Source organism: Variovorax sp. 05T418 (assembly GCF_056396385.1).
Window position 1 is genome coordinate 92,779 of record NZ_JBFTLJ010000010.1, and the last position, 24,725, is coordinate 117,503.

At 68.1% G+C, this 24,725-nt stretch carries 23 protein-coding genes and 1 tRNA gene; 18 read left to right on the plus strand and 6 right to left on the minus strand.

Annotated features, from left to right (window positions below):
- Positions 1–7: 7 nt before the first annotated feature.
- The 3 genes from mutY to mutM form a co-directional block, all read right to left on the minus strand.
- Complete coding sequence (gene mutY / locus AC1DMS_RS20350) at positions 8–1,072, minus strand: A/G-specific adenine glycosylase (RefSeq protein WP_062365551.1); 1,065 nt, start codon at positions 1,070–1,072, stop codon at positions 8–10.
- A 7-nt stretch (positions 1,073–1,079) separates the two neighbouring features.
- On the minus strand, positions 1,080–3,047 hold the full coding sequence (locus tag AC1DMS_RS20355; protein ID WP_062365550.1) for a dynamin family protein: 1,968 nt from the start codon (positions 3,045–3,047) through the stop codon (positions 1,080–1,082).
- 89 nt (positions 3,048–3,136) lie between these two features.
- Positions 3,137–3,949 carry a bifunctional DNA-formamidopyrimidine glycosylase/DNA-(apurinic or apyrimidinic site) lyase gene (mutM, locus tag AC1DMS_RS20360; protein ID WP_062365549.1) on the minus strand — a complete coding sequence of 271 codons (813 nt, stop codon included), beginning with the start codon at positions 3,947–3,949 and terminating at the stop codon, positions 3,137–3,139.
- Positions 3,950–4,020: 71 nt separating this feature from the next.
- Here mutM and AC1DMS_RS20365 point away from each other — a divergent pair, with 71 nt between their 5' ends.
- The 8 genes from AC1DMS_RS20365 to AC1DMS_RS20400 all read left to right on the plus strand — a co-directional run bounded on the left by AC1DMS_RS20365 (position 4,021) and on the right by AC1DMS_RS20400 (position 10,556).
- Complete coding sequence (locus tag AC1DMS_RS20365) at positions 4,021–5,871, plus strand: tetratricopeptide repeat protein (RefSeq protein ID WP_478181700.1); 1,851 nt, start codon at positions 4,021–4,023, stop codon at positions 5,869–5,871.
- A complete protein-coding gene (locus tag AC1DMS_RS20370) occupies positions 5,868–6,392 on the plus strand; it encodes a lipoprotein insertase outer membrane protein LolB (protein ID WP_062365547.1) in 525 nt (174 codons plus the stop codon). The genes AC1DMS_RS20365 and AC1DMS_RS20370 overlap by 4 nt, the downstream gene beginning before the upstream one ends.
- Positions 6,389–7,279, plus strand: coding sequence for a 4-(cytidine 5'-diphospho)-2-C-methyl-D-erythritol kinase (gene ispE / locus AC1DMS_RS20375; protein WP_436311576.1), 891 nt, complete (start codon positions 6,389–6,391; stop codon positions 7,277–7,279). The genes AC1DMS_RS20370 and ispE overlap by 4 nt, the downstream gene beginning before the upstream one ends.
- Before the next feature lie 66 nt (positions 7,280–7,345).
- Positions 7,346–7,422, plus strand: a tRNA-Gln gene (locus tag AC1DMS_RS20380).
- A gap of 139 nt (positions 7,423–7,561) precedes the next feature.
- Complete coding sequence (locus tag AC1DMS_RS20385) at positions 7,562–8,533, plus strand: ribose-phosphate pyrophosphokinase (protein WP_015867115.1); 972 nt, start codon at positions 7,562–7,564, stop codon at positions 8,531–8,533.
- A 96-nt stretch (positions 8,534–8,629) separates the two neighbouring features.
- A complete protein-coding gene (locus tag AC1DMS_RS20390) occupies positions 8,630–9,304 on the plus strand; it encodes a 50S ribosomal protein L25/general stress protein Ctc (RefSeq protein WP_015867116.1) in 675 nt (224 codons plus the stop codon).
- A gap of 73 nt (positions 9,305–9,377) precedes the next feature.
- Positions 9,378–10,010: an aminoacyl-tRNA hydrolase gene (gene pth / locus AC1DMS_RS20395; RefSeq protein ID WP_015867117.1), complete on the plus strand. Its 633-nt coding sequence runs from the start codon at positions 9,378–9,380 to the stop codon at positions 10,008–10,010.
- Positions 10,011–10,061: 51 nt separating this feature from the next.
- A complete protein-coding gene (locus tag AC1DMS_RS20400; protein ID WP_026284248.1) occupies positions 10,062–10,556 on the plus strand; it encodes a hypothetical protein in 495 nt (164 codons plus the stop codon).
- On the opposite strand, the gene AC1DMS_RS20405 is transcribed toward AC1DMS_RS20400, so the two are convergent.
- Positions 10,542–10,838, minus strand: a complete 297-nt coding sequence (locus AC1DMS_RS20405; RefSeq protein WP_028256292.1) for a YfhL family 4Fe-4S dicluster ferredoxin — start codon at positions 10,836–10,838, stop codon at positions 10,542–10,544. The genes AC1DMS_RS20400 and AC1DMS_RS20405 overlap by 15 nt on opposite strands.
- 63 nt (positions 10,839–10,901) lie before the next feature.
- On the opposite strand from AC1DMS_RS20405, the gene AC1DMS_RS20410 reads away from it, so the two are divergent.
- The 7 genes from AC1DMS_RS20410 (at position 10,902) to AC1DMS_RS20440 (ending at position 19,265) form a co-directional block, all read left to right on the plus strand.
- Positions 10,902–11,852, plus strand: a complete 951-nt coding sequence (locus tag AC1DMS_RS20410) for an ABC transporter permease (RefSeq protein WP_015867120.1) — start codon at positions 10,902–10,904, stop codon at positions 11,850–11,852.
- Complete coding sequence (locus AC1DMS_RS20415) at positions 11,849–12,724, plus strand: ABC transporter permease (RefSeq protein ID WP_062365545.1); 876 nt, start codon at positions 11,849–11,851, stop codon at positions 12,722–12,724. Before AC1DMS_RS20410 ends, AC1DMS_RS20415 begins: the two co-directional genes overlap by 4 nt.
- 5 nt (positions 12,725–12,729) lie before the next feature.
- A complete protein-coding gene (locus tag AC1DMS_RS20420) occupies positions 12,730–13,719 on the plus strand; it encodes an ABC transporter ATP-binding protein (RefSeq protein WP_062365544.1) in 990 nt (329 codons plus the stop codon).
- On the plus strand, positions 13,716–14,546 hold the full coding sequence (locus AC1DMS_RS20425; RefSeq protein ID WP_062365543.1) for an ATP-binding cassette domain-containing protein: 831 nt from the start codon (positions 13,716–13,718) through the stop codon (positions 14,544–14,546). Before AC1DMS_RS20420 ends, AC1DMS_RS20425 begins: the two co-directional genes overlap by 4 nt.
- Before the next feature lie 109 nt (positions 14,547–14,655).
- On the plus strand, positions 14,656–16,149 hold the full coding sequence (locus AC1DMS_RS20430) for an ABC transporter substrate-binding protein (protein WP_062365542.1): 1,494 nt from the start codon (positions 14,656–14,658) through the stop codon (positions 16,147–16,149).
- A 204-nt stretch (positions 16,150–16,353) separates the two neighbouring features.
- A complete protein-coding gene (locus AC1DMS_RS20435) occupies positions 16,354–17,841 on the plus strand; it encodes an ABC transporter substrate-binding protein (RefSeq protein ID WP_062365541.1) in 1,488 nt (495 codons plus the stop codon).
- A complete protein-coding gene (locus AC1DMS_RS20440; protein WP_062365540.1) occupies positions 17,838–19,265 on the plus strand; it encodes an amidase in 1,428 nt (475 codons plus the stop codon). Before AC1DMS_RS20435 ends, AC1DMS_RS20440 begins: the two co-directional genes overlap by 4 nt.
- 315 nt (positions 19,266–19,580) lie before the next feature.
- Here the strand turns inward: AC1DMS_RS20440 and AC1DMS_RS20445 are convergent, their stop codons facing one another.
- Together AC1DMS_RS20445 and AC1DMS_RS20450 are read right to left on the minus strand one after the other, a co-directional pair.
- On the minus strand, positions 19,581–20,210 hold the full coding sequence (locus AC1DMS_RS20445; RefSeq protein ID WP_062365539.1) for a YitT family protein: 630 nt from the start codon (positions 20,208–20,210) through the stop codon (positions 19,581–19,583).
- A 37-nt stretch (positions 20,211–20,247) separates the two neighbouring features.
- Positions 20,248–21,117, minus strand: a complete 870-nt coding sequence (locus AC1DMS_RS20450) for a LysR family transcriptional regulator (RefSeq protein ID WP_062365538.1) — start codon at positions 21,115–21,117, stop codon at positions 20,248–20,250.
- Between the two features lie 112 nt (positions 21,118–21,229).
- Between AC1DMS_RS20450 and AC1DMS_RS20455 the strand changes: the two genes are divergently transcribed.
- From AC1DMS_RS20455 to AC1DMS_RS20465, 3 genes are all read left to right on the plus strand, one after another.
- Positions 21,230–21,628, plus strand: coding sequence for a tautomerase family protein (locus AC1DMS_RS20455; protein WP_015867129.1), 399 nt, complete (start codon positions 21,230–21,232; stop codon positions 21,626–21,628).
- A 31-nt stretch (positions 21,629–21,659) separates the two neighbouring features.
- Positions 21,660–23,018, plus strand: a complete 1,359-nt coding sequence (locus AC1DMS_RS20460) for a tetratricopeptide repeat protein (protein WP_062365537.1) — start codon at positions 21,660–21,662, stop codon at positions 23,016–23,018.
- Between the two features lie 105 nt (positions 23,019–23,123).
- Positions 23,124–24,719, plus strand: coding sequence for an N-acyl-D-amino-acid deacylase family protein (locus AC1DMS_RS20465; protein WP_478181701.1), 1,596 nt, complete (start codon positions 23,124–23,126; stop codon positions 24,717–24,719).
- Positions 24,720–24,725: the final 6 nt, after the last annotated feature.

Consider the following 24,725-nt stretch of genomic DNA (forward strand, 5'->3'; position numbering starts at 1 on the left):
CGTCCGGCTAGCCCGCGCTGCTGCTCTCGAGCAGCTTGCGCATCGGCGCCGGCAATCCCAGCCGGCCCCACTCCTGCGCATCCACCCAGCGCGCCGCATCGCCTTTGGGCTGGCTGCCCTGGAGCAGCACCGGGTGCAGGTGCAGGTCCTTGTGGGTCAGCACATGCACGAAAGGCGGCAGGTCCTGTGCGCCGGCCAGCGCCGCCGGCGGCAGCGCGGCCAGCAACTCTTCTCGGCTATCGAACACGGGCAGGCAGTAGAGCCCGGCCCAGATGCCCTTGGCCGGCCGCTTCTCGAGCCAGACGCGGCCTTGCGCATCGCGCGCGAGCAGCGCCCAGAGCGACTGGGCGCTGCGCTTGAGCTTGCGCGTCTTGACCGGATAGCGCTCCGGCTGGCCTTCGCGCAGCCCCACGCATGCCTTGTTCAGCGGACAGATCATGCAGCTCGGCTTGCGCGGCAGGCAGACCGTGGCGCCCAGGTCCATCACGCCTTGCGTGTAGCTCGCGATGGCCTCCTTCTGCTCGGCCGGCGGCAGCAGCTGCGTGGCCCGGTCCCACAGTGCGCGTTCCTGCGCCGACGAGGACATGTCGCCGCCAAAGCCGAGCACGCGCGTCAGCACGCGCTTGACGTTGCCGTCGAGAATCGCGACCCGCTCTCCGAAGCAGAAGGCCGCGATCGCCGCGGAGGTGGAGCGGCCGATGCCAGGCAGGGTCTCGAGCTCGGCAGCCGTGCGCGGAAACTCGCCGCCGAAGCGCGCCACCACCTCCTGCGCGCAGCGGTGCATGTTGCGGGCGCGGCTGTAGTAGCCCAGGCCGCTCCAGAGCCCGAAGACCTCGTCCTCGGTGCCGTCGGCCAGCGCCCGCACGGTCGGAAAGCGTTCGAGAAAGCGCGCGAAGTACCCGAGCACGGTCGAGACCTGCGTCTGCTGGAGCATGACCTCCGACAGCCACACGCGGTAGGGATCCCGCGTGTTCTGCCACGGCAGCGCGCTGCGCCCGTGGCTGCGCTGCCAGGCCACGACGCGCTCGGCAAAATCGGCCGGCGCCTGCGGCTCCACGGCCGCAGCCGGCACCGGACGATCAGGCCGCCGCACGCAGCTCGCCGACGGCGGCAGCGGCTGCTGCCGGCCTTCCCTGTTGCGCGATGGCCGAGGTGAATTCATGGAGCCGAAGCTGCAGCTCGGCCAGGCTGCTCTCTTGCTGGGCCAGCTCGAGCAGGCGTTCGTCGAGGTTGCCTGCCGCATTCTGGATGCGCTCGATCGCTTCGATGCGCTTGCTGAAATTGCGGCGGCGCTCCTTCAGCTGCGCATCGATCTGGGCGCTGGCGCCCTTGCTCCAGCGCTCGACCTCGGTCATGGCCGCTTCGTTGACCAGCCGCAGGCGGCTTGCGAGCGCGCGCACCAGCTTGTCGCAGAAGTCCGCCTGTGCGAGCTTCAGCAGGTTGCCCACGCCCAGGTAGTGGATGTGGCTGCGCTCGATCTGGCTGAGCTCCTGCTCGAAGCTCGTCAGGTCGGGCTCGGCGGGCGCCTGCAAGGTGAAGCCCTGCTCCGCGTTGAGCTGGCGGAAGGTGGCGTGCAGCATCGACTGGATCTCGGCCGTCGTGGCCTGCACTTCGCGCAGGTTGTTGCGCAGCGAGTCGAAGGTTTCGCCGTACACCTTGCGCACGTTGAACTTGACGCCCGGGCGCTTGAGCGCGGCCGAAAGCCGCACCATGTCTTCCTTGAGCGCGGTGCGGCCGAGCACGGCATACACCTCGCGCAGCAGCTTGCCCTGCACCGAACGCAGCGCGAGGATGCGCGTGTTGCTGCCCTCGAACTCGGTCTGTTCCTGGTCGATGCGCGCGCGCATGTGCCGAATGACCGACACGTTCTTGCCGCGCAATCCCTGCAGCTCGAGCGCCTGCTCCGACAGGTCGCGCTGGCGCACTTTCAGGATGCGCTCGGCCTCGGTGCGCAACGCGACCATGCCGGCGTCCACCGCGAGCCGCAGCATGGTTTCGCGCTTGCCGAGCACGCCTTCGGCGAGCAGTGCCTCGAAAGCCGGCAGCCGGCTGGCGTCGAGCAGCCGCGCATCGCGCTGGATCTTTGCCTGCAGGCCCTTCTGCGCCGACACCGGCAGCACCTGCACCAGCGGCACCTCGAGGAACTTGGCCGCAACCTCGCGCTGGCGTTCGATCTGGAGCTCGATCTGCGCGGGCGTGCTCAGCGAGTCCCACATGGTGTCGATCTTGTTGAGCACCACGAAGCGCGTGTCGCTGCCTTCGCTTTCGGTGACCAGGTGCTCGCGCCAGATCGACAGATCTGAACGCGTCACGCCCGTTTCTGCGCCCAGGATGAAGACCACGGCATGCGCCTGCGGGATCAGGCTCACCGTGAGCTCGGGCTCGGCGCCGATGGCGTTCAGGCCCGGGGTATCGAGGATCACCAGCCCCTGCTCCAGCAGCGGATGCGGCATGTTCAGGATGGCATGGCGCCAGCGCGGAATCTCGACCCGGCCTTCGGCGTCCTGCACGGGGTTGTCGTCGGGCGTCTCCTCGTTCCAGAAGCCCAGCGCGTGCGCCTCGTCCTTGCTGACCCAGCGCACTTCGGCCACCTTGCTCATGGCCTGCGCCAGCTGGTCGGCATCGGCCACGTCGATCGCAATTTCGGTCCAGCGCCCGGCCTTTTCGCGCCAGTGCGTGAGCGAATGGGGTTCCAGGCGGGTCTCGATCGGCAGCAGCCGCAGCTTGGGCGACAGCGCGGCGTCGTAGCCCAGCTCGGTCGGGCACATCGTGGTGCGCCCGGCGCTGGCCGGCATGATGCGGCGACCGTAGGCGGCAAAGAAGATTGCGTTGATGAGCTCCGACTTGCCGCGCGAGAACTCCGCCACGAAGGCCACCATGACCTTGCTGGTGCGGATCTGCAGCTCGAGGCCGCGCAGGCGCTCGGCCACTGCCTGATCGAGCAGCTCGTTCTCGGTCAGCCAGCGGGACAGCCACTGCAGGCGGTGCGCGAAATTGCTCCGCCAGGCACCGTGCTGATCGAGTTGTTGATTGAAAGAGCGACTCAAGGGGAATATGTAAGAAAGAACTTACAAATATAGCATTGCAAACTGGGAAGCAGGCGATTGCAGGATATGCCAACCCGGCGGCTAAGACACTATTTTTGACAATTGGGGCAATAGTAAGTGGAACGCTGCCCTTGGCGCAGCAGCCGGATCGGCGTTGCGCAGACCCGACAGGGCTCGCCGGCCCGTCCGTAGACCGTGGCTTCGAGCTGGAAATAGCCGTTCTGCCCATCCACGTTGGAAAAGTCGCGCAGCGTGCTGCCGCCCTTCTCGACCGCCCGGGCCAGGATTTCGCGCACGGCCGCATGGAGCCGGGCTGCCCTCGGCCGGCTGATGCGCGCAGCCGAAAGCGTGGGCCGGATGCCGGCCAGGAACAAGGCCTCCGACGCATAGATGTTTCCAACGCCGACCACCACGTCGCCCGCGAGCAGCACCTGCTTCACCGCGGCCTTGCGCTTGCGAAGGCCGGCGTGGAACGCGTCCAGGTCGAAGCCGTCGCCCAGCGGCTCCATGCCGAGGCCGCCGAGCAGCTTGATGGCCCAGGGCGCGGCTTCGTCCTCCACGTAGACCACGGCGCCGAAGCGGCGCGGATCGTTCAGCCGCAGCGTGCCGAGTTCGGTCACCAGATCGAAGTGGTCGTGAACGCCCGGCGCGGGCAGCGCCGCATCGAAGCGCAGGCTGCCCGACATGCCCAGGTGCAGCAGCAGCAGGCCGCGGTCCAGGTCGATCAGCAGGTACTTTCCGCGCCGGCGTACCTGCAGCACGCGGCGACCGACCAGCGCCTCGGGCATCACCATGAGTGCCCAGCGCAAGGGTTTGCCGATGCGAACCGCATCGATGCGTGCACCGGCAATGCGTTCGGCAAAACCGCGCCGCGTCACTTCGACTTCGGGAAGCTCTGGCATGAAATAAAAACTCCGGGCTGCGACGAAGCCCCACGCGGTGCTCGCTCAAAAGCTTGGATTATTATGGTTCGATGATTCCATCGCTCCGCCGACACCGCCTTGCGGCGGCCGCGTCTTTCGTCGTGTTGCTGGCTTGCGCCGCGCATGCGCAAAGCTCCGATCCCGCCGCGCCCAGGAGCCCGGCACCCATCATCGAACGGCCGGCACCCTCCCGCCCCGGCACCAAGCCGGCGCCGGCCGCTGCCGCAGCCGCCGCGAAGCCGGCCGGCGACCCCGAGGCCCAGCGCTCCGCGCTGACGGCCGAGCTGTTCTACGAAATCCTGATGGGCGAGATGACCGCGCGCTCCGGCGATCCCGGATCGGGTTATGCGCTGGTGCTCGATGCAGCCCGGCGGCTGCGCGACGGCAAGCTGTTCCAGCGCGCGGTCGAGATCGCGCTGCAGTCGCGCTCCGGCGACGCGGCGCTCGCGGCCTCGCGCGCATGGCAGGAAACGCTGCCCAACTCGCGTGATGCACGGCGCATCGAGCTGCAGATACTGATCGCGCTCAACCGCATCGGCGAAACGGTGGAGCCGCTGCGGGTCGAGATCGCGGCCACGCCGCAGATCGAGAAGCCGCTGCTGATGGCGGTGATCGCGCGCAACTACTCGCGCGCCTCAGACAAGAAGCAGGCCGCCTCGGTGGTCGAGCAGGCGCTGGCCGACGAACTCAAGAGCCCGGCCACCGGCGCGCTGGCCTGGGCCACCATCGGCCGCATGCGCCTGAATGCCGGCGACACCTCGGGCGCACTGGACGCCGCGTTCAAGGGCCAGCAGATGGACCCCGCCTCCGATGCTCCGGCCGCACTTGCGCTCGAGATGATCGACCCCGGCCAGCCGCTCGCGGAGCCGATCGTCACGCGCTACCTGGCCAACAACCCGAAGGCGCCGCCCGACCTGCGCATCGCCTACGCGCGCGTGCTGGTCGAGAACCGCCGCTATGCGGATTCCACCGTGCAGCTGCAGGCGCTCACCGCGGCGCGCCCCGAACTGGCCGAGCCCTGGCTGCTGCTTGGCAGCCTGCAGGCGCAGGCCCGGCAGGACGCGGCAGCCGAAACCTCGCTCAAGCGCTACATCGACTTGGCGGCCAACCAGAAGGACCCGGACGACCGCCAGCGCGGCACCACCCAGGCCTACCTCGTGCTCTCGCAGCTGGCGGAGCGCCGCAAGGACTTCACGGCCGCGGAGCGCTGGCTCGCACGCGTCGACGGCACCGACGAGCTCGTGGTCGCGCAGACGCGCCGCGCGGGCCTGCTGGCGCGCCAGGGCAAGCTGCCGCAGGCGCGCGAACTCGTGCGCGGCCTGCCCGAGCGTGCGCCCGAGGACAAGAAGCAGAAATTCCTCGCCGAAGTGCAGCTGCTGCGCGATGCCAAGCAGTACCAGGCGGCCTACGACATGCTGGCGCAGGCCTCCGCCGCCGCCCCGAACGACAGCGACCTGGTCTACGACCAGGCCATGGTGGCCGAAAAGCTCAACCGCCTCGACGAGATGGAGCGGCTGCTGCGCAGGCTGATCGAGCTCAAGCCCGAGAACCAGAACGCCTACAACGCGCTCGGCTACTCCTTTGCCGATCGCAAGATCCGCCTCGACGAGGCCCGCACGCTGATCCAGAAGGCCGTGCAGCTGGCGCCGGAAGACCCCTTCATCGCGGACAGCCTGGGCTGGGTGGAATTCCGGCTGGGCAACACGACCGAGGCCATCCGCATCCTCGAGACGGCCTACAAGACCCGGCCCGATCCGGAGATCGGCGCGCATTTCGGCGAGGTGCTCTGGGCCACCGGCCAGAAGGACCGCGCGGTCACGATCTGGAAGGAAGCCCTGCTGAGCGACGCCGAGAACGAGACCCTGCAGGAAACGCTCAAGCGCCTGCGGGTCAAGCCGTGAGCGTGCCCGCCCCGCGGCTGGCCGATGGCGGCCGCCGCGCCCTGCTGCTCGCGGGCGCGGCCGCACTGCTCTCGATGGCCGGCTGCGCCCAGCTGGCGGGCGGCCCCTCCGCCCCCAGGAGCACGGACAGCTGGAGCGGCCGCATGTCGCTGCGCATCGACAGCCAGCCGGTGCAGACCTTCTCGGCATTGTTCGAATTGCGCGGTTCTCCCGAAGCGGGCGAGCTCTCGCTCACGAGCCCGATCGGCAGCACCCTGGCCCAGCTGCACTGGTCGCCCGGCCAGGCCCTGCTCAAGAACGGCAGCGAGGTGCGGCGCTTCGAATCTGTCGACGCACTGATCGAGGCCGCCACCGGCGCGGCCATACCGGTCGGCGCGCTGTTCGGCTGGCTCGCGGGCCGCAACGAGCCCGTACCCGGCTGGCGGCCCGACCTCGCGCAGGTCGCGAACGGCCGACTGCAGGCCACCCGCGAGTCTCCCGGCCCCACGGCGGACCTGCGCATCGTGTTCGAGCGGTCATGAAGGCGATCTACGACCTTCCCGCACCGGCCAAGCTCAACCTCTTCCTGCACATCACCGGCCGGCGCGACGACGGCTACCACCTGCTGCAGTCGGTCTTCATGCTGATCGACTGGTGCGACACGCTGCACGTCGAGCTGCGCAGCGACGGCCAGCTCAGCCGCGAAGACCTCACGACCGAACTGCCGCCCGACGACCTCGTGCTGCGCGCGGCACGGGCGCTGCAGGCACATGCGGCGCCCGGCCAGGGCGCCCACATCGGCATCGCCAAGCAAGTGCCGGCGCAGGCCGGCATGGGCGGCGGCTCCTCGGACGCCGCCACCTGCCTCCTGGCGCTGAACCGCCTGTGGGGGCTGGACCTGCCGCTCTCGCGCCTGGCCGAGATCGGCGTGAAACTCGGCGCCGACGTGCCGTTCTTCCTGGGCGGGCGCAATGCCTGGGTCGAGGGAATCGGCGAGAAAATCAGGCCCGTGGCCATCCCTTCCGCGCGGTTCGTGGTGGCCAAGCCACCCCAGGGACTCGATACCCGTTTAATTTTTTCTGCGCCCGACCTTCAACGCGCCACTCCTGTTGCTATAATCTCGGGCTTTGCTGCAGATAGCGAACAGCTTGAAGCCCCAAACCCCGAAAGCAGCGCTTTCAAGGTTTTCGACTTCGGCCACAACGACCTGCAGCCGGTTGCCCAGCGGCTTTGCCCCGCGGTCACCGACGCCATCGAATGGCTCGGCGCCCAAGGATTGAAAGCCCGGATGACCGGCTCCGGAAGTTCGGTTTTCGCGAAAATGCCGCAAGGGCCGCAGGAAGCGGAACTGGCAAAAGCCCCACCGGGCTGGCAGGTTCGCCAATGCAGCAACCTGGCCGTTCATCCACTTTGGGGATGGGCGACCTGAAGATAATCGGACCGTCATGGGTCCGATGCGACATATCGGTTTGTGGCGAAAGCCATCGACCCGTGTAGGGGAGTCGCCAAGCTGGTTAAGGCACTGGATTTTGATTCCAGCATGCAAAGGTTCGAATCCTTTCTCCCCTGCCAAATTTTCAAACTGCGGCCCACCGGCCGCAGTGCTTCTTTTGCAGCATGCCCGCTGCAATAATCGACAGCCCTCGGGCTGCCACGACTCGAACTCTTTGGCGGCTTCCTAAAAGCCAATTCGCACTGCCGGGACGCGCTCATGCAGGCTAATCACCCTGATTTCATGGTTTTCACCGGCAATGCCAATCCTGGCCTTGCCGCAGAAATCGCGCAGAACCTCGGGACCTCGCTGGGTGCCGCGCGCGTTGGACGCTTCTCCGACGGCGAAGTCACCGTCGAGATCAACCAGAACGTCCGGGCGCGCGATGTGTTCGTGGTGCAGTCGACCTGCGCACCGACCAACGAAAACCTGATGGAACTGCTGATCATGGTCGACGCGCTCAAGCGCGCCTCGGCCGAGCGGATCAGCGCGGTGATTCCCTACTACGGCTATGCCCGCCAGGACCGCCGCCCGCGTTCGAGCCGCGTGCCGATCTCGGCCAAGGTGGTGGCCAACCTGCTCGAAACCGTGGGCGTCGAGCGCGTGCTCACGATGGACCTGCACGCCGACCAGATCCAGGGCTTCTTCGACATTCCGGTCGACAACATCTATGCGTCGCCGGTGCTGCTGGGCGACCTGCGCCAGAAGAACTACGAAGACCTGATCGTGGTCTCGCCCGACGTCGGCGGCGTGGTGCGCGCCCGCGCACTGGCCAAGCAGCTGAACTGCGACCTCGCCATCATCGACAAGCGCCGCCCCAAGGCCAACGTGAGCGAGGTCATGAACGTGATCGGCGAAATCGACGGCCGCAACTGCGTGATCATGGACGACATGATCGACACCGCCGGCACGCTGGTGAAGGCGGCCGAAGTGCTCAAGGAGCGCGGTGCGAAAAGCGTCTACGCCTATTGCACGCACCCGATCTTCTCGGGCCCGGCCATCGAGCGCATCACCCACTCCGCGCTCGACGAAGTGGTCGTGACCAACACCATTCCCCTTTCCGACGGCGCCCTGGCGTGCGGAAAGGTCCGCCAGCTCTCCGTGGCACCGCTGATCGCCGAAACGATCCAGCGCATTGCCAAGGGCGAGTCGGTGATGAGTTTGTTCTCGGACCAGGACAACCTGTTCTGATCTGGGCAAAAAGCGGGCGCCACCTTCCCTTTCTGGAATGGCGCCCTTGTTGAACCGGAGTCGCACTGGTCGCGGTGGACTCTCACAGGAGTTGTTATGAAATTCGTCGCTTTTGAGCGCGCCAAGCAGGGCACGGGTGCGAGCCGCCGTCTCCGCATCTCGGGCAAGACGCCCGGTATCGTCTACGGTGGTGAAGGCAAGCCCCAGCTGATCGAGCTCGATCACAATGCGCTGTGGCACGCCCTCAAGAAGGAAGCCTTCCACTCGTCGATCCTCGAAATGGAACTCGGCGGCGCCACCAGCAAGGTGCTGCTGCGCGACGTGCAGTACCACCCGTTCCGCCAGCTGGTGCAGCACATCGACTTCCAGCGCGTGGACGCCAAGACCCGCATGCACATGAAGGTGCCGCTTCACTACAAGGGTGAAGAAGAGTCCGACGCCGTCAAGCTCGACCACAACCTCGTGACGCACGTCATGACCGAACTCGAAGTCAGCTGCCTGCCGGCCGACCTCCCCGAGTTCATCGAAGTGGACCTCTCGGGCCTCAAGAAGAACGCCACGCTGCACGTCAACGACATCAAGCTGCCCAAGGGCGTGAAGTTCGTGAGCCACGGCAAGCTGAACCCGGTCATCGTGTCGGCCGTGCCGCCGCTGGTCTCCGAAGAGCCGGCACCCGCCGCCGAAGGCGCAGCACCTGCCGAAGGCGCAGCAGCAGCAGCAGCCGGTGGCAAGCCTGCCGCCAAGACGGCAAAGCCCGCCGCGAAGAAGTAATTTCCCTCGCTTCCCTGCAGAAGGCCCGCCGCGTGCGGGCCTTCTGCTTTTTGGGCGGCGAGATAATTCCCTCATGATCAAGCTGTTTGTCGGCCTCGGGAATCCGGGGCCTGAATACGAAGCTACCCGGCACAACGCCGGCTTCTGGTGGATCGACGCCCTGGCGCGCGACTGGAAGCTCAACCTCGTGCCCGAGCGCAGCTACCACGGCCTTGCGGCACGCACGAACATCGGCGGGCAGAGCGTCTGGCTGCTGGAGCCGCAGACCTTCATGAACCTGTCGGGCAAGTCGGTGGGCGCGCTCGCGCGCTTCTTCAAGATCGCGCCCGAGGAAATCCTCGTGGTGCACGACGAGCTCGACGTGGTGCCCGGCCAGGCCAAGCTCAAGTTCGGCGGCAGCCACGCGGGCCACAACGGCCTGCGCGACATCCATGCGCAACTGGGCACCGGCGACTACTGGCGCCTGCGCCTGGGCATCGGACACCCCGGCGTGAAGTCGGAGGTCATCAACTGGGTGCTCAAGAAGCCACTCAAGGAGCAGCGCGAAGCCATCGAGGACGCCATCGTGCGCACGCTGCACGCGGCGCCCGCGCTGGTGGCGGGCGAAATGGAAAAGGCCACCTTGATCATCCACACGAGCAAACCGCCCCGGCCCAAACCGCCGCGGCGGGAGCCCGGCGACGGAGGCACGCCCGCCACCGCCTAGTCAGCCGGCCAAGAGAGCGCGGGAGAGAAGAGAAAAGGGAGAGAAAAAGAAATGAAAAATAGAACCAGGACCAGGAAAGCAGCGGCTGCCGCCTTGCTTCTGGCGGCCTGCGGCACTTTCTGGATGCCCGCTGCGGCACAGGGAAAGTCCGCGACCTACCGCTGCGGCAACACCTACACCGACCGCCCCTGCGAAGGCGGCAAGCAGCTCGCGCTGGACGACGCGCGCACCGAGGCGGACCGCCGCGCCGCAGAGGCCGCCACGCGCCGCGCCGAGCAGCGCGCCGACCAGCTCGAACGCATCCGCCTGTCGCAGGAAAAGGAGGCCTACGAGCGCAGCCGCCGCTCGGCGCACGACGCCCGGCAGGCCGCCATGGCCGAACGCCGGCTCGCGGCTTCCGAACAGCTCGCGCGGGCACGCGCCCAAAAACTCGGCGCCGAACCCCGCAAGTCGAGCCCGCGCTTCAGCGGTGCGGCCGACGACGGGCCCGCCGCCGCGCAAGGCGGAAGCCGCAGGAAAAAGCGCAACGGTTCAAGCGCCGGCTGAGGGCGCGGGCGGCTCGGCAGCCGCGGCCTTTGCCTTGGCCGCGGCGAGCCGCTCGAACTTCTGCCAGAGCGTCTCGCGGCTTTCCACGTGGGCCGGGTTGATCGGGATGCACGCCACCGGGCACACCTGCACGCACTGCGGCTCGTCGAAGTGGCCGACGCATTCGGTGCACTTGTGCGGGTCGATCTCGTAGAACTCCGCGCCCATGTAGATCGCATCGTTCGGGCACTCGGGCTCGCAGACATCGCAGTTGATGCATTCGTCGGTGATCATGAGAGCCATGCCCCGATTATCGCGAACAAGGCACGGTTGTTGCACGAGTCGGGTTATGCTGCGCCCCGCCCCATGAGTCTGTTCATTTTCAAGCGCCTCGCCACGCTGATCGCCACGTTGATCGGCGCCTCGGTCATCGTCTTCCTCGTTCTCGAGATCCTGCCCGGCAATGCCGCGCAGATGCTCATGGGGCCCGACGCCGCGCCCGAGGCGGTGGCCGCGCTGGCCACCAAGCTCGGCCTCGACCAGCCAGCCTGGACGCGCTACTGGCACTGGATCGCGGGCCTTCTGACCGGCAACCTGGGCGACAGCTACGCCTACAGCTCGCCGGTGCTCGACCTCATCCTCGAACGGCTGGCGCTCACTGTGCCGCTCGCGCTGCTCGCTATGGCCTTCACCACGGTGCTTGCGCTGCTGGTGGGCGTGACCGCCGCCGCGCGCCACAACAAGCTCGGCGACGTGGGCCTGATGGGTCTCACCCAGGTGGGCATCGCCATTCCCAATTTCTGGTTCGCGATCCTGCTGATCCTGGTGTTCTCGGTGCAGCTGCAGTGGTTCTCGGCCGGCGGCTTCGAGGGCTGGGGCGAAGGCATCTTCGCGGGCCTCAAGTCGCTGCTGCTGCCGGCCCTGTCGCTGGCGGTGGTGCAGGCCGCGATCCTCGCGCGCATCACGCGCTCGGCGGTGCTCGAGGTGATGCGCGAAGACTTCGTGCGCACCGCGCGCGCCAAGGGCGTTTCGCAGCGCGCGGTGCTCTGGACCCATGTGCTGCGCAACGCGATGATCCCGGTGGTCACCGTGATGGGCATGCAGTTTTCCGAGCTGCTGGCCGGCACCATCGTGGTGGAGAACGTGTTCTACCTGCCGGGCCTGGGCCGGCTGATCTTCCAGGCCATCAGCAACCGCGACCTGATCGTGGTGCGCAACTGCGTGATGCTGCTCGCGGCCCTGGTGGTCATCGTGAACTTCGTGGTCGACGTGCTCTATGCCGTGATCGATCCGCGCATCAAGGCGAGCGACATATGAGCACCACCACCATTCCGAGCGCGGCCGCGCTCAAGGTGCCCGGGTTCTGGCGCCGCGCGCTCCGGCACCGCAGCTTCGTGCTCGGCGGCGTGCTGACGCTGCTCCTGCTGCTGGCCGCCGCCCTCTCGCTGGTGTGGACGCCCTGGTCGCCCTACGAGATGGACATGGCCAGCAAGCTCAAGCCGCCCTCGGGCGCGCACTGGCTGGGCACCGACACCTTCGGGCGCGACGTGGCCTCGCTGCTGCTGGTGGGAGCGCGCGCCTCCATCCTGGTGGGCGTGATCGCGGTGGGCATCGGCCTTGTCGTGGGCACCGCGCTGGGCCTGCTCGCCGCGGCGCGGCGCGGCTGGGTCGAGGAAGCGATCATGCGGCTCACCGATTTCTCGCTCGCGTTTCCGGCCATCCTGTCGGCCATCATGATGACGGCGGTGTTCGGCGCCGGCATCGTCAACGCGATCGTCGCGATCGGCATCTACAACATCCCGACCTTTGCACGCATCACGCGCGCCTCGGCCAATGCCATCTGGTCGCGCGAATACGTGGCGGCCGCGCGGGCCTGCGGCAAGGGCTCGTTCGCCATCACGATGCAGCACGTGCTGCCCAACATCTCGGCCGTGCTGATCGTGCAGATCACGATCCGCTTCGCCATTGCCATCCTGGCCGAGGCCGCCCTTTCCTACCTTGGCCTGGGCACGCAGCCGCCGCAGCCCTCGTGGGGCCGCATGCTGAGCGAGGCGCAGACCATGATGTTCCAGTCGCCGCTGCTCGCGGTGTTTCCCGGCATGGCCATTGCCATGGCGGTGCTCGGCCTCAACCTGCTCGGCGACGGGCTGCGCGACCTGCTCGACCCGCGCCTTGCGCGCGCCCGCTAAGCGATATGCCACTGCTCGAAGTCAAAGACCTGCACGTCGAACTGCAAACGCAGCGCGGCCCCGCCGAGGCCGTGCGCGGCATCGGCTTCACGCTGGAGCGCGGCGAAACGCTGGGCGTCGTGGGCGAATCGGGCTGCGGCAAGTCGATCACGGTGATGTCGCTGATGGGCCTGTTGCCATCGACCGCCAAGGTCAGCGGCAGCATCCGCTTCGATGGCACCGAGCTCGTCGGCCTCGGCGAAAAGGCCATGTGCCAGATCCGCGGCAACCGCATCGGCATGATCTTCCAGGAGCCAATGACGGCGCTGAACCCGGTGCACACCATTGCGCGCCAGGTCGGCGAGCCGCTGCGGCTGCACCGCGGACTCACGGGCGCCGACGCGCGCAAGGAAGTGCTGGCGCTGCTCGATCGCGTGGGCATTCCCGATGCGGCTTCGCGGCTCGATGCCTATCCACACCAGTTCTCGGGCGGGCAGCGCCAGCGCATCGGCATTGCCATGGCACTGGCCTGCGGCCCCGACCTGCTGATTGCCGACGAGCCCACCACCGCGCTGGACGTCACCATCCAGAAGCAGATCCTCGAACTGATCCAGGGCCTGGTCGCGGAGCGCGGCATGGCGCTGATCCTGATCTCGCACGACCTGGGCGTGATCGCCCAGAGCGTCTCGAAGATGCTGGTGATGTACGGCGGCAGCGTGGTCGAGAGCGGCCCGACCGACACCGTGTTTGCCGAGCGCGCGCATCCCTACACGCAGGGCCTGTTTGCGGCGCGGCCGGCGCTTGGCGCGCCGCGCGGCATTCGCCTGGCCACCATCCGGGGCAGCGTGCCCGAACTGGTCGACCTGCCGCCGGGCTGCCCCTTTGCGGGCCGCTGCAAGTACACGGTCGATGCCTGCCACACGACGCGGCCGCCGCCCGCCGTGCTGCGGCACGCGCACGCGGTGCGCTGCATCCGGCTCGAGGAAATTGCGGCGGAAGGCGCGCTCGAATCATGAACCAACCCGCCAGCACGCAGCCCCTGCTCGAGGTGACGGACCTCGTGCGCCACTACGCGCTGCCGCGCGAAAAGCTCTTCGGGCCGCCGCCGCTGGTGAAGGCGCTCAACGGCGTGAGCTTCAGCGTCGCGGCCGGCCGCAGCCTGGGCATCGTCGGTGAATCGGGCTCGGGCAAGTCGACCATCGCGCGCCTGGTGATGGCGCTCGACACGCCCACCTCGGGCAGCGTGCGCATGCTGGGCCGCGACCTGCACCGGCTGCCCAAGGGCGAGCTGCGCGCGGCGCGGCGCGATTTCCAGATGGTGTTCCAGGACCCGTATGGCTCGCTCGATCCGCGCCAGACCGTGGCGCGCATCGTCGCCGAGCCGCTCGAAGCGCTGGCCGAAACCAGCCGCGCCGAACAGCGCGAGCGCGCCTCCGAGGCGCTGGCCGCCGTGGGCCTGCGCACCACCGACATGGACAAGTACCCGCACGAATTCTCGGGCGGGCAGCGCCAGCGCATCGCGATCGCGCGCGCGCTCATCACGCGGCCCAAGCTCATCGTGGCCGACGAGCCCGTGAGCGCGCTCGACGTGTCGGTGCAGGCGCAGGTGCTCAATCTCATGCAGGACCTGCAGCAGCAGTTCGGTGTCAGCTACCTGCTCATCAGCCACGACCTCGCGGTGGTGAACCATCTGTGCGACGAGGTCTGCGTGGTGTGGAAAGGCAAGATCGTCGAGCAGGGCTCGCCCGGCGAGCTCTTTCGCAATGCCCAGCATCCCTACACGCGCACGCTGCTCGACGCGGTGCCGCGCACGCCCGTCGGCGGCACGCTGCTGGCGGCCTGACATCGGAGCTTCGCGGACTGGTTCTAGGATCAGTGGGTCATAAGCATCTGGTTGCGCGGCCGCCTGCCTGCGCGCAAGATGCCTGCCCTTGTTCCGAGGACACCGCTTCATGCTCAAACGACGCACCCTGCTCGCCACCGGCGCCGCCGCCCTGGCTCCTCTCGCGCTGCCGGCGACCGCCTTCGCGCAGAGAAAGAAGGACGCGCTGGTGCTGGCGCTCACGCTCGAACCTACAGGGCTCGACCCCACGGCCAAGGCTGGCGCCGAGATTGCGGAGGTGGTGCTCTACAACGTCTTCGAGACGCTCACCAGGATCAATTCCGATGGCAGCGTTTCGCCCCTGCTGGCCGAGCGCTGGGAAATCTCGCCCGACCTCAGGACCTACACCTTCCAGCTGCGGCGCGGCGTGAAGTTCCACAACGGCGAGCCCTTCGACGCGAACACCGTCAAGTTCTCGTTCGACCGCGCCGCCGCGGCCAACAGCACCAACAAGGACAAGCGCACCTTCACCAACATCGCCGCGCAGGTGGTGGACGCGCACACGGTGGTGCTGATCAGCAAGGAGATCGAGCCCGAGCTGCTCTTCCTGCTGGGCCAGGCCTCGGCCATCATGGTCGAGCCCAGGACGGTGGAGACGAACGCCGTCAAGCCCGTGGGCACAGGCCCTTACCGGCTCGACAGCTGGGCCAAGGGATCGGCCATCGTGCTCGCCAAGTGGGAGGGCTGGCGCAACGCCGACGCGGTGCAGATCCGCAAGGCGAGCTTCCGCTTCATCTCCGAGCCGGCCGCGCAGACGACGGCGCTGCTCTCGGGCGATGTCGACCTGTTCCCGCACGCCTCGGTCTCGCGCAGCCTGCCGCAGTTCCAGAACGACAAGCGCTTCCAGGTGGTGTTCAACGCCTCGCGCGGCAAGACCATCCTGGCCATCAACAACAGGCGCAAGCCGCTCGATGACGTGCGCGTGCGCCGCGCGATTGCCGCGGCCATCGACCGCAAGGCAGTGATCGAGGCCGCCGCGGACGGCCGCGGCGTGCCCATCGGCAGCCACTACGTGCCGGGCGCGCCGGGCTATGTCGACACCACGGGCATCAACCCCTACAACGTCGAGAAGGCGAAGCAGCTGCTGGCCGAGGCGGGCGTGAAGACGCCGCTCGAACTCGACCTGGTGCTGCCGCCTCCGCCCTATGCGCGGCAGGGCGGCGAGCTCATTGCCGCGCAGCTGGCCAAGGTGGGCATCGTCGCCAAGGTCCAGAACGTCGAGTGGGCGCAGTGGATCAGCGGCACCTACGGCAACAGGAACTACGACCTCTCGCTGATCCTTCACGTGGAGCCCTTCGACCTCGTGAACTACACCAAGCCCGAGTACTACTGGGGCTACCAGTCGGCCAGGTTCAACGAGCTGTTCGACAAGGCGCGCAACAGCGCGCGCACCGCCGACCGGCTGCGCTACCTGGGCGATGCGCAGCGCCTGCTGGCCGAGGACGCGGCCAATGTCTTCCTCTACCAGCCGCAGTTCATCACAGTGGCGGCGCGCGGCTTGCGCGGGCTCTGGAAGGACACGCCGATCTTCGTCAACGACATCGCCGCGCTCTCCTGGAGCTGAGCCCGGCATCCGGGAACGTCCCGAGGAAATAGCGCCTGCGCGGACCAGCGCCGAAGCCTGCGCTGCGAGAGAATGGCTCGCTGCCCGCGCGTGGCATCTTTCGTGCTGCGTGTCCTTCCTTCGTGCCGCCGCGCCTCCATTCGGGGCGCGCCGCGCATGGGAAGCAGCCATTCGCATCCATCGTTTTTCCGGAGATCACAACGTATGTTGAACCGTCGCACCCTCCTTGCCACCGCCGGCGCCACCGTGGCGCTGGCCTCTCCCATCGCCGGCATGGCGCAGGGGCGGAAGGACGCCATCGTGATCGGCATGGCGCTCGAGCCGCCGGGCCTGGACCCGACCGCCGGCGCCGCGGCCGCCATCGCGGAGGTGGTGCACTACAACATCCTGGAGACGCTCACCAAGATCAACGCCGACGGCAGCGTCACGCCGCTCCTGGCCGAGAGCTGGGAAATCTCGCCCGACCTGAAGACCTACACCTTCAAGCTGCGGCGCGGCGTCAAGTACCAGAACGGCGAGCCCTTCAATGCCGCCGCGGTGAAATTCTCCTTCGACCGTGCCGGCGGCGAGAAGAGCACCAACAAGGACAAGCGCACCTTCGCGAACCTGAGCACGCAGGTGGTCGACGACTACACCGTGGTGGTCATCAACAAGGAAATCGACCCCGACCTGCCCTTCGTGCTGGGCCAGGCCACGGCCGTGATCGTCGAGCCCAAGAGCGCCGACGGCAACGCCACCAAGCCGGTCGGCACCGGCCCCTACAAGCTCGACAACTGGGCCAAGGGCTCGTCGATCACGCTGAGCAAGTGGGAGGGCTTCCGCAGCCCGGCCACAGCCAAGATCAACAAGGTCACCTTCCGCTTCATTTCCGACACGGCCGCGCAGGCCGCCGCGCTGATGGCCGGCGACGTCGACGTGTTCACGCGCATCGGCACGCGCGCGGTGCCGCAGTTCAAGATGAACCCGCAGTTCCAGGTGATCCTGGCCGGCTCGCGCGCCAAGACCATCCTGTCGATCAACAACAAGAAGAAGCCGCTGGACGATGTGCGCGTGCGCCGCGCCATCCTCGCGGCCATCGACCGCAAGGCCGTGATCGAAGGCGCGGCCGACGGCTTCGGCGTGCCGATCGGCAGCCACTACGTGCCGGGCGCCGCGGGCTATGTCGACACCACGGGCATCAACCCCTTCGACCTCGAGAAGGCCAAGAAGCTGATGGCCGAGGCCGGCGTGAAGACGCCGCTCGAACTCACCATGACGCTGCCACCGCCGCCCTACGCACGCCAGGGCGGCGAGGTGATCGTGGCGCAGCTCGCCAAGATCGGCATCACGGTCAAGGTGCAGAACGTGGAGTGGGCGCAGTGGCTCAGCGGCACCTACGGCAACAAGGACTACGACCTGTCGATCGTCTCGCACGTCGAGCCCTTCGACCTCGGCAATTACGCCAAGCCCGACTACTACTGGGGCTACCAGTCGAAGCCCTTCAACGCGCTGTTCGACAAGATCAAGGCCACAGCCAATGCGGCCGAGCGCAACAAGCTGCTGGGCGAAGCGCAGAAGATGCTGGCCGTCGATGCAGCCAACGGCTTCCTCTACCAGCCGCAGTTCCCCACCATCGCGAAGAAGAACGTGAAGGGCCTCTGGAAGGAGAACCCGATCTTCGTGAACGACCTCTCGGCGCTGTCGTGGGGATGAGTGCCGACGTGTCCTCCTCCTCATCCTCTTCTTCATTGAACGAGCTTTCCGCCCAGGAACTCTCCGCCGCCTACCGCGACAGGCGCCTGTCGCCTGTCGAAGTCACGCAAGCCGTCATCGCGCAGATCGAGCGCTGCGAGCCCAGGCTGCAGGCCACCTGGCTCTTCAGGCCCGAAGCCGCGCTCGAGCAGGCACGCGCTTCGGAAGCACGCTGGCAGCGCGGCGACGCGCTCGGCCCGCTGGACGGCGTGCCGGCCACCATCAAGGAGAACATCGCGACCCGCGGCGATCCGATGCCGGCCGGCACGGCCGCCGTCGACCTGAAGCCCGCGGCCGCCGATGCACCGCCCGCCGCGCGCCTGAAGGAGGCCGGCGCGGTGATCGTGAGCAAGACCACCATGCCGGACTACGGCATGCTGTCTTCGGGGCTATCGAGCTTCCACACGCTGGCGCGCAACCCGTGGGACCTGAGCCGGACCCCCGGCGGCTCGAGCGCCGGCGCCGGTGCCGCGGCCGCCGCGGGCTACGGCCCGCTGCACATCGGCACCGACATCGGCGGGTCGCTGCGGCTGCCCGCGAGCTGGTGCGGCATCTTCACGCTCAAGCCGAGCCTGGGCCGCATCCCGATCGACCCGCCCTACATGGGCCGCGCGGCCGGGCCGATGACGCGCAGCGTGGGCGATGCGGCGCTGATGATGCAGGTGCTTTCGAAGCCCGATGCGCGCGACAGCATGAGCCTGCCGCCGCAGGACATCGACTGGGAGAGCTTCGACGTGTCGCCCGACCACCTGCGCGGGCTGCGCATCGGCCTGCTGCTGGACGCGGGCTGCGGCCTGGCGGTCGAGCCCGAGATCCAGGCGGCGGTCGAGCATGCGGCGCGCCTGTTCGAAAAGGCCGGCGCCATCGTCGAGCCGATGCAGCCGTTCATGTCGCAAGCCATGCTCGACGGCATGGACCACCTGTGGCGCATGCGCTCGCTGGTGGACATGAAGGCGCTGCGCCCCGACCAGCGCGCCAAGGTGCTGCCCTACATCCGCGAATGGGCCGAGAGCGCGGCCGAGTTCAGCGGCGAGCATGTGTTCCGCGGCTTCAGCCAGTTCCATGCGACCCGCGTGGCCACGGTGCAGGCCTGCGCGCGCTTCGACTACGTGATCTCGCCGGTGTCGCCGAACATGCCTGCGGCCGCGGAGGCGCCGTCCCCCACCAACGATCCGCTGCGGCCGCTGGAGCACATCGGCTTCACGGTGCCGTTCAACATGTCGGAGCAGCCGGCGTCGTCGGTGAACTGCGGGTACTCGGCGAGCGGGCTGCCGATCGGGCTGCAGATCGCAGGGCAGCGCTTCGACGACCTCGGCGTGCTGCGCGTGTCGCGCGCGTTCGAGCAGATTCGGGAGCCTCAGCGGCCCTGGCCTGTGGCGCCTTGAACGATGGGACAGCCGCTGCTGTTCAGGGCGCGCTCCCGCCGACGGGGTACCTTGCTCCGCGAATGTCCTCCGGCCTGCGGCCTCCCCCTTGATTTCGCTGCGCAAGGCACCCCATCGACGGGAGCGTTATTCAGAGCGGTCGTTGATCAGCGGTACACCAGCAGCGTGCCCCAGTGCCCAGGGCATCGGGTGCTCCCCGCAGCGAAATAAAGGAGGAGCCGAAGGCGGGGGACATTCGCGGAGGGGAGTACCCGGTGGCCTGGGCACGCGCCCTGAAAAACAACAGCGCTCGAACAAAACAGCAGCAACAAGAAATCAAGTCGCAGCGTAGCGCCCCGGCCTGTGGTTGATCCATAGAAAAAGCCCCATCACCACCGCAGCCAGCACCGACCATCCCACGCGCTGCGGCGGAATCACGAACAGCGCGAGCAGCACCACCGTGCAGTCGATGCCGATCTGCACCTTGCCGGCGGGCCAGCCGCGCTTTTCCTGCAGGTACAGCGTCAGCACCGTCGCGCCACCCAGGCTCGCACGATGCCGCGCGAGGAACAGGCATCCTGTGCCCAGCAGCAGGCCGCCGAGCACCGCTGCGAAGGCCGGGTGCAGCGAATCGATCGAGATGTAGCGCGGCGCCCAGTCGGTCATCACCGACAGCAGTGCAATCGCCGAAAACGTCTTGACCGTGAAGGCCCGCCCCATGTGGCGCCATGCAAACCAGTAGAACGGCAGGTTCACCAGGAAGAACACCTTGCCGAAGCTCACGCCCGTGGCGTAGTGCAAGAGGAATGCGACACCGGCCGTGCCGCCCGTGAGCAGCCCCGCCTGGCCGAACAGCATCATGGCAATGGCGACGAACAGGGTGCCCGAAAAGATGGCCTGCGCATCGTCGAAACGCGAGTGGCGCAGCAGTTCGGGGCGCGTGGCGGGTTGTTGTGGCGCATCCATGGCGGGCCTGACGCAAATCCCGCGCCACCTGGCGGCCTCAGACCAGGTGGGTCGCCAGCATCTCCCGCGCCCGCGTCACGAATTCGGTCTCTCCGCGGCGCGCGGGCAGGAACTGGAACGCGACCCGGGGCAGGGCCGGCAGGCCGTGCGGCGGCGCCAGCCGGCCAACCCCTTCGCACACCGCCGATTCGTTCAGGCAGGCCACCCCCAGCCCCGCAGCCAGCGCCGACTGCAACCCCGCGACGCCCGACGCCACGTGCGCCAGCACATACGGCACGCGCCGCCGCCGCAGCAGCGCCACCGTGTACTGGTGCAACGAGCAGGTGTCCGGCAAGGCCAGCAGCCGCACCGGCTCGCCGCGTGCGAGCCGCATGCCGGCCGCGCCGAGCCACGCGAGCGATTCGCGCCGGATCACCGGAGCCTTCGCACCCGGCTCGGTCGATGGCGACGTTCCGGCGATGTTCATCGCGAGCCCCACGTCGAAATCGCCGTGCGCATAGGCGGCCCGCAGCGCGTCGCTCTTCATGATGCTCACGTGCAGCCGCACCTGCGGATAGCTCTCGCCAAGGCGCCCCAGCAGCCGCGTGAGATCGCCGGGGCGAAAGTAGTCGGTCACGGCGAGCCGCAATTCGCCCTGCAGCGTCTCGCCATGCAGATCGCGGAACGCCTCGTCGCTGAGCGCGAGGATGCGACGCGCATAGGCCAGCAGGCGCGTGCCGGCCTCGGTCGGCGCCACGCCGGCCTTGCTGCGCGTGAGCAGCGACTGCCCTGCCCGCTCCTCGAGCTTGCGGATCTGCTCGCTGACCGACGACTGCGACAAGAACACGCGCGGCGCCGCGGCCGTGAGGCTGCCGGCATCGATCACGGCGGCCAGGGTGCGAAGCTGCTCCAGGTCGAAGGTCTGCATGGTTCATCCATCCGTTTACCCGATGGATACCATCATATCTTCCCGCTTTTCCGATTTCACTGCAGTTCCCACAATAGCCCCATCGTTCACTCATTCCTTCATGGAGCTCCCCATGCCGCACATCGTTGTCCACCTCTCGGGCGAGCCCGACGCCCAGCTCACGCGCAAGACGGTCGACGTGGTCGCCGAACTGACCCAGAGCGTGCTCGGCAAGCAGCTGCCGGTGATCGCCGTCACGGTGCAGTACATCGCCGCCGACACATGGTTCATCGGCGGGCAGTCGCTGGCCTCGCTCGGCAAGTCGGCCTTCCACCTCGACATCAGCATCACGGACGAGACCAACACCAAGGCGGAAAAGGCGCGCTACCTGCGCGAGGTGCATGCCGCCATGGCGCGGCTGCGGCCCGACCTGCACGAGGTTTCGTACATCCACGTGATCGACGCCCGCGGCGCGGCCTACGGCTACGGCGGAAAGACACAGGAGTACCGCCACCAGCAAGCGGGCGTTTGAAGCCCGCGGCGGGGCATGGCACCATGCGGCCATGCCCCCCGCCACCCTGCACGCCGACAGCTTCGGCAACCCGCTCACGCTCGACGATGCCGCCAGCCTGCCGCTGGTCGAAGACTTCACCATGGGCTTCGTGTCGACCGAGGCACGCGCGGTCAATCTGCTGGCCCTGGCCGACAGCGACGCGAGCCCGATGGTGCAGGCCTACTGCGCAACGCTGCACCTCTTCGCCGAATCGCGCGATGCCGCGGCCAATGCGCGGCCCTTTCTTGCCAAGGCCCGCGCCGCATCCGAACGCGCCACGCCGCGCGAACGGCGCTACATCGCGGCCATCGAAGCCTGGGCCGAGGGCGACATCGCCAAGGCCATCGCCCTGCACGCCGAGCAGGCTCGGGAGCATCCGCGCGACCTCGTGTCGGTGAAGCTGGGGCAATACCACTGCTTCAACACCGGCGACTGCCCGGGCATGCTGCGCCTGGCGCTCGCCGCGCTGCCGGCCGCATCCGACGTGCCCTATGTGCATGGCATGGCGGCCTTCGGCTACGAGCAGTGCCACCTGATGCGCGAGGCCGAGGCCAGCGCGCGCCGCGCCATCGGCATGTGCCGCAAGGAGCCGTGGGCGCACCATGCGCTGGCGCATGTGATGCTCACCGAGGGCCGGCTCTGCGAGGGGCTGGCCTTCATGCAGGGCGTGAGCGACAGCTGGAGCGGGCTCAACTCGTTCATGGTCACGCACAACTGGTGGCACGTGGCGCTGTTCCTGATCGAGCTCGGCCGCGACGATGAAGCGCTCGCGCTGTACGACCGCGAGGTGTGGGGCGTGGTGAAGGACTACTCGCAGGACCAGATCGGCGCCGTCTCGCTGCTGGCGCGCTTCGAGCTCGCGGGCATCGGCGTGGGTGCGCGGTGGGACGACGTGGCGAGCCACCTGCTGCAGCGCACGGCCGACCACGTGCTGCCCTTCCTCGACCTGCAGTACCTGTATGGCCTGGCGCGCGCCGGGCGGCCCGAAGCGGACACGCTGCTGCGCAACATCGAAGCCCATGCGGCGCGCGCGCCGCTCTCCACGCGCGCCGCCTGGCAGAGCGTGTGCGTGCCGGCCGCGCGCGGGCTCGTTGCCCATGCGCGCGGCGATTTCGCCGCCGCCATCGAAGGACTCGGCAGCGCCCTTCCGCGCATGCTCGAGATCGGCGGCAGCCATGCGCAGCGCGACCTGTTCGAGCAGGTGTACCTCGATGCGCTCGTGCGCACCGGCAGCCAGGCCGCGCTCGCGGGTGCCCAGGGCATCCTGCAGCAGCAGCTCAACGGCCAGCCCGAATCGCTGCGCCTGCGGCGCCAGGCCGGCGAGGTTTATGCGCGGCTCGGCCTCGGGCAGCTCGCCTCCCGTCCTTGAGAAAGGCCATGCCTTCCGGTCATGGGAGTTGGCGCAAAAGGAATTAACGGACACGCGGGGGCGACTTCTAAACTGCCCGCTCCACATCGCTCCGGTTCCTTTCCCATGCAGAAACCAGTTGTCGTGCTCGCCATCTCCGCGGCCTTGGCAGGCCTCTCGTCCGCAGCCCCAGCTGCGACCGATGCCCCCGTCGAACTCGACCTGCTGCTGCGCGGCGGCACCGTCTACACGGGCGATTCGGACCAGCCCGTGGTGGGCGATGTCGGCATCGTGGGCGACCGCATCGTCTTCGCGGGCCGGAAGGCGCCGCCGCAGTTCAGCGCGCGGCGAACCATCGACGCGGCCGGCCTCGTCGTGGCACCGGGCTTCATCGATGCCCACACCCACGCCGATGCCGACCTGCATTCCACCGATCCGCGCAAGCGCCTGAACATTCCCTTTCTCACCCAGGGCGTGACCACCGCGGTCATCGGCAATGACGGCTTCGGCGGCTTCGACATTGCCGCGCAGACGCAGCGCCTGCGATCGGCGCCCGTTGGAACCAACGTCGCCATGTACGTGGGCTTCGGCCCCGTGCGCATCGACCAGCTCGGCGAAGCCAATCGCACGCCGACGCCCGAGCAGCTCGACGCCATGCGCCGGCACGTGAGCCGCGCCATGTGCGACGGCGCGCTGGGGCTTTCGACCGGGCTTTTCTATCCGCCGCAGAATTTCTCGAAGACCGAGGAAGTGATCGAGCTCGCGAAGGTCGCGGCCCGCCACGGCGGCCTCTACGACAGCCACATCCGCGACGAGTCGATGTACAACATCGGGCTCAAGGGTTCCATCGAGGAAGTGATCCGCATCGGCCGCGAAGCCCGCCTGCCGGTGCATGTGGCGCACATCAAGGCACTGGGCGTGGACGTGCAGGGCCAGAGCGGCGACATCATCCGCCGCATCGAGAAGGAGCGTGCCGCCGGCCTCGACATCACGGCCGACCACTACCCGTGGACGGCATCGAGCACGCGTTTCTCGGCCGCGCTCGTGCCGCCCTGGGCGGTCGACGGCGGGCGCGCGGCGATGCTCAAGCGCTTCGATGACCCGGCCGTGCAGGAGCGCCTGCGCACCGGCATGCGCGAGAACCTGCGCCTGCGCGGCGGTCCTGAGAGCATCCTGTTTTCGGCCGGCAGCACCAAGTACGTGGGCAAGACGCTGGCCGACGTGGCCAAGGCCTCGGGTGCCGACCCGGTGGATGCCGCCATCGCCGTGCTGCGCGACGGCGACCTGATGATCGCCTCGTTCAACCAGAGCGACGACGACGTGCGCGCGTTCATGAAGCGGCCATGGGTCATGACCTCCTCCGATTCCTCGCTGGGCCATCCGCGCGCCTACGGCACCTTCGCGCGCAAGTACGACCAGTACGTGGTGAAGGAGCACACGATCTCGCTGGGCCAGTTCATCCGCAGCAGCTCGTCGCTGACCGCGGACACGCTGGGCCTGAAACAGCGCGGGCACCTGCGGCCGGGCTACTACGCCGACGTGGTCGTGTTCGACCCCGCGCGCTATGCCGCCAAGGCCACCTACACGCAGCCGACGCTGCTGTCGGAGGGCGTGGTCACGGTGTTGGTGAACGGCCGCCTCGCGGTGGATGCCGGCAAGCCCACGGGCGTGGGCGCGGGCCAGCCGTTGCTGCGCACGCCGAAGGCCGGCAGCTGCACCTGACGCGGC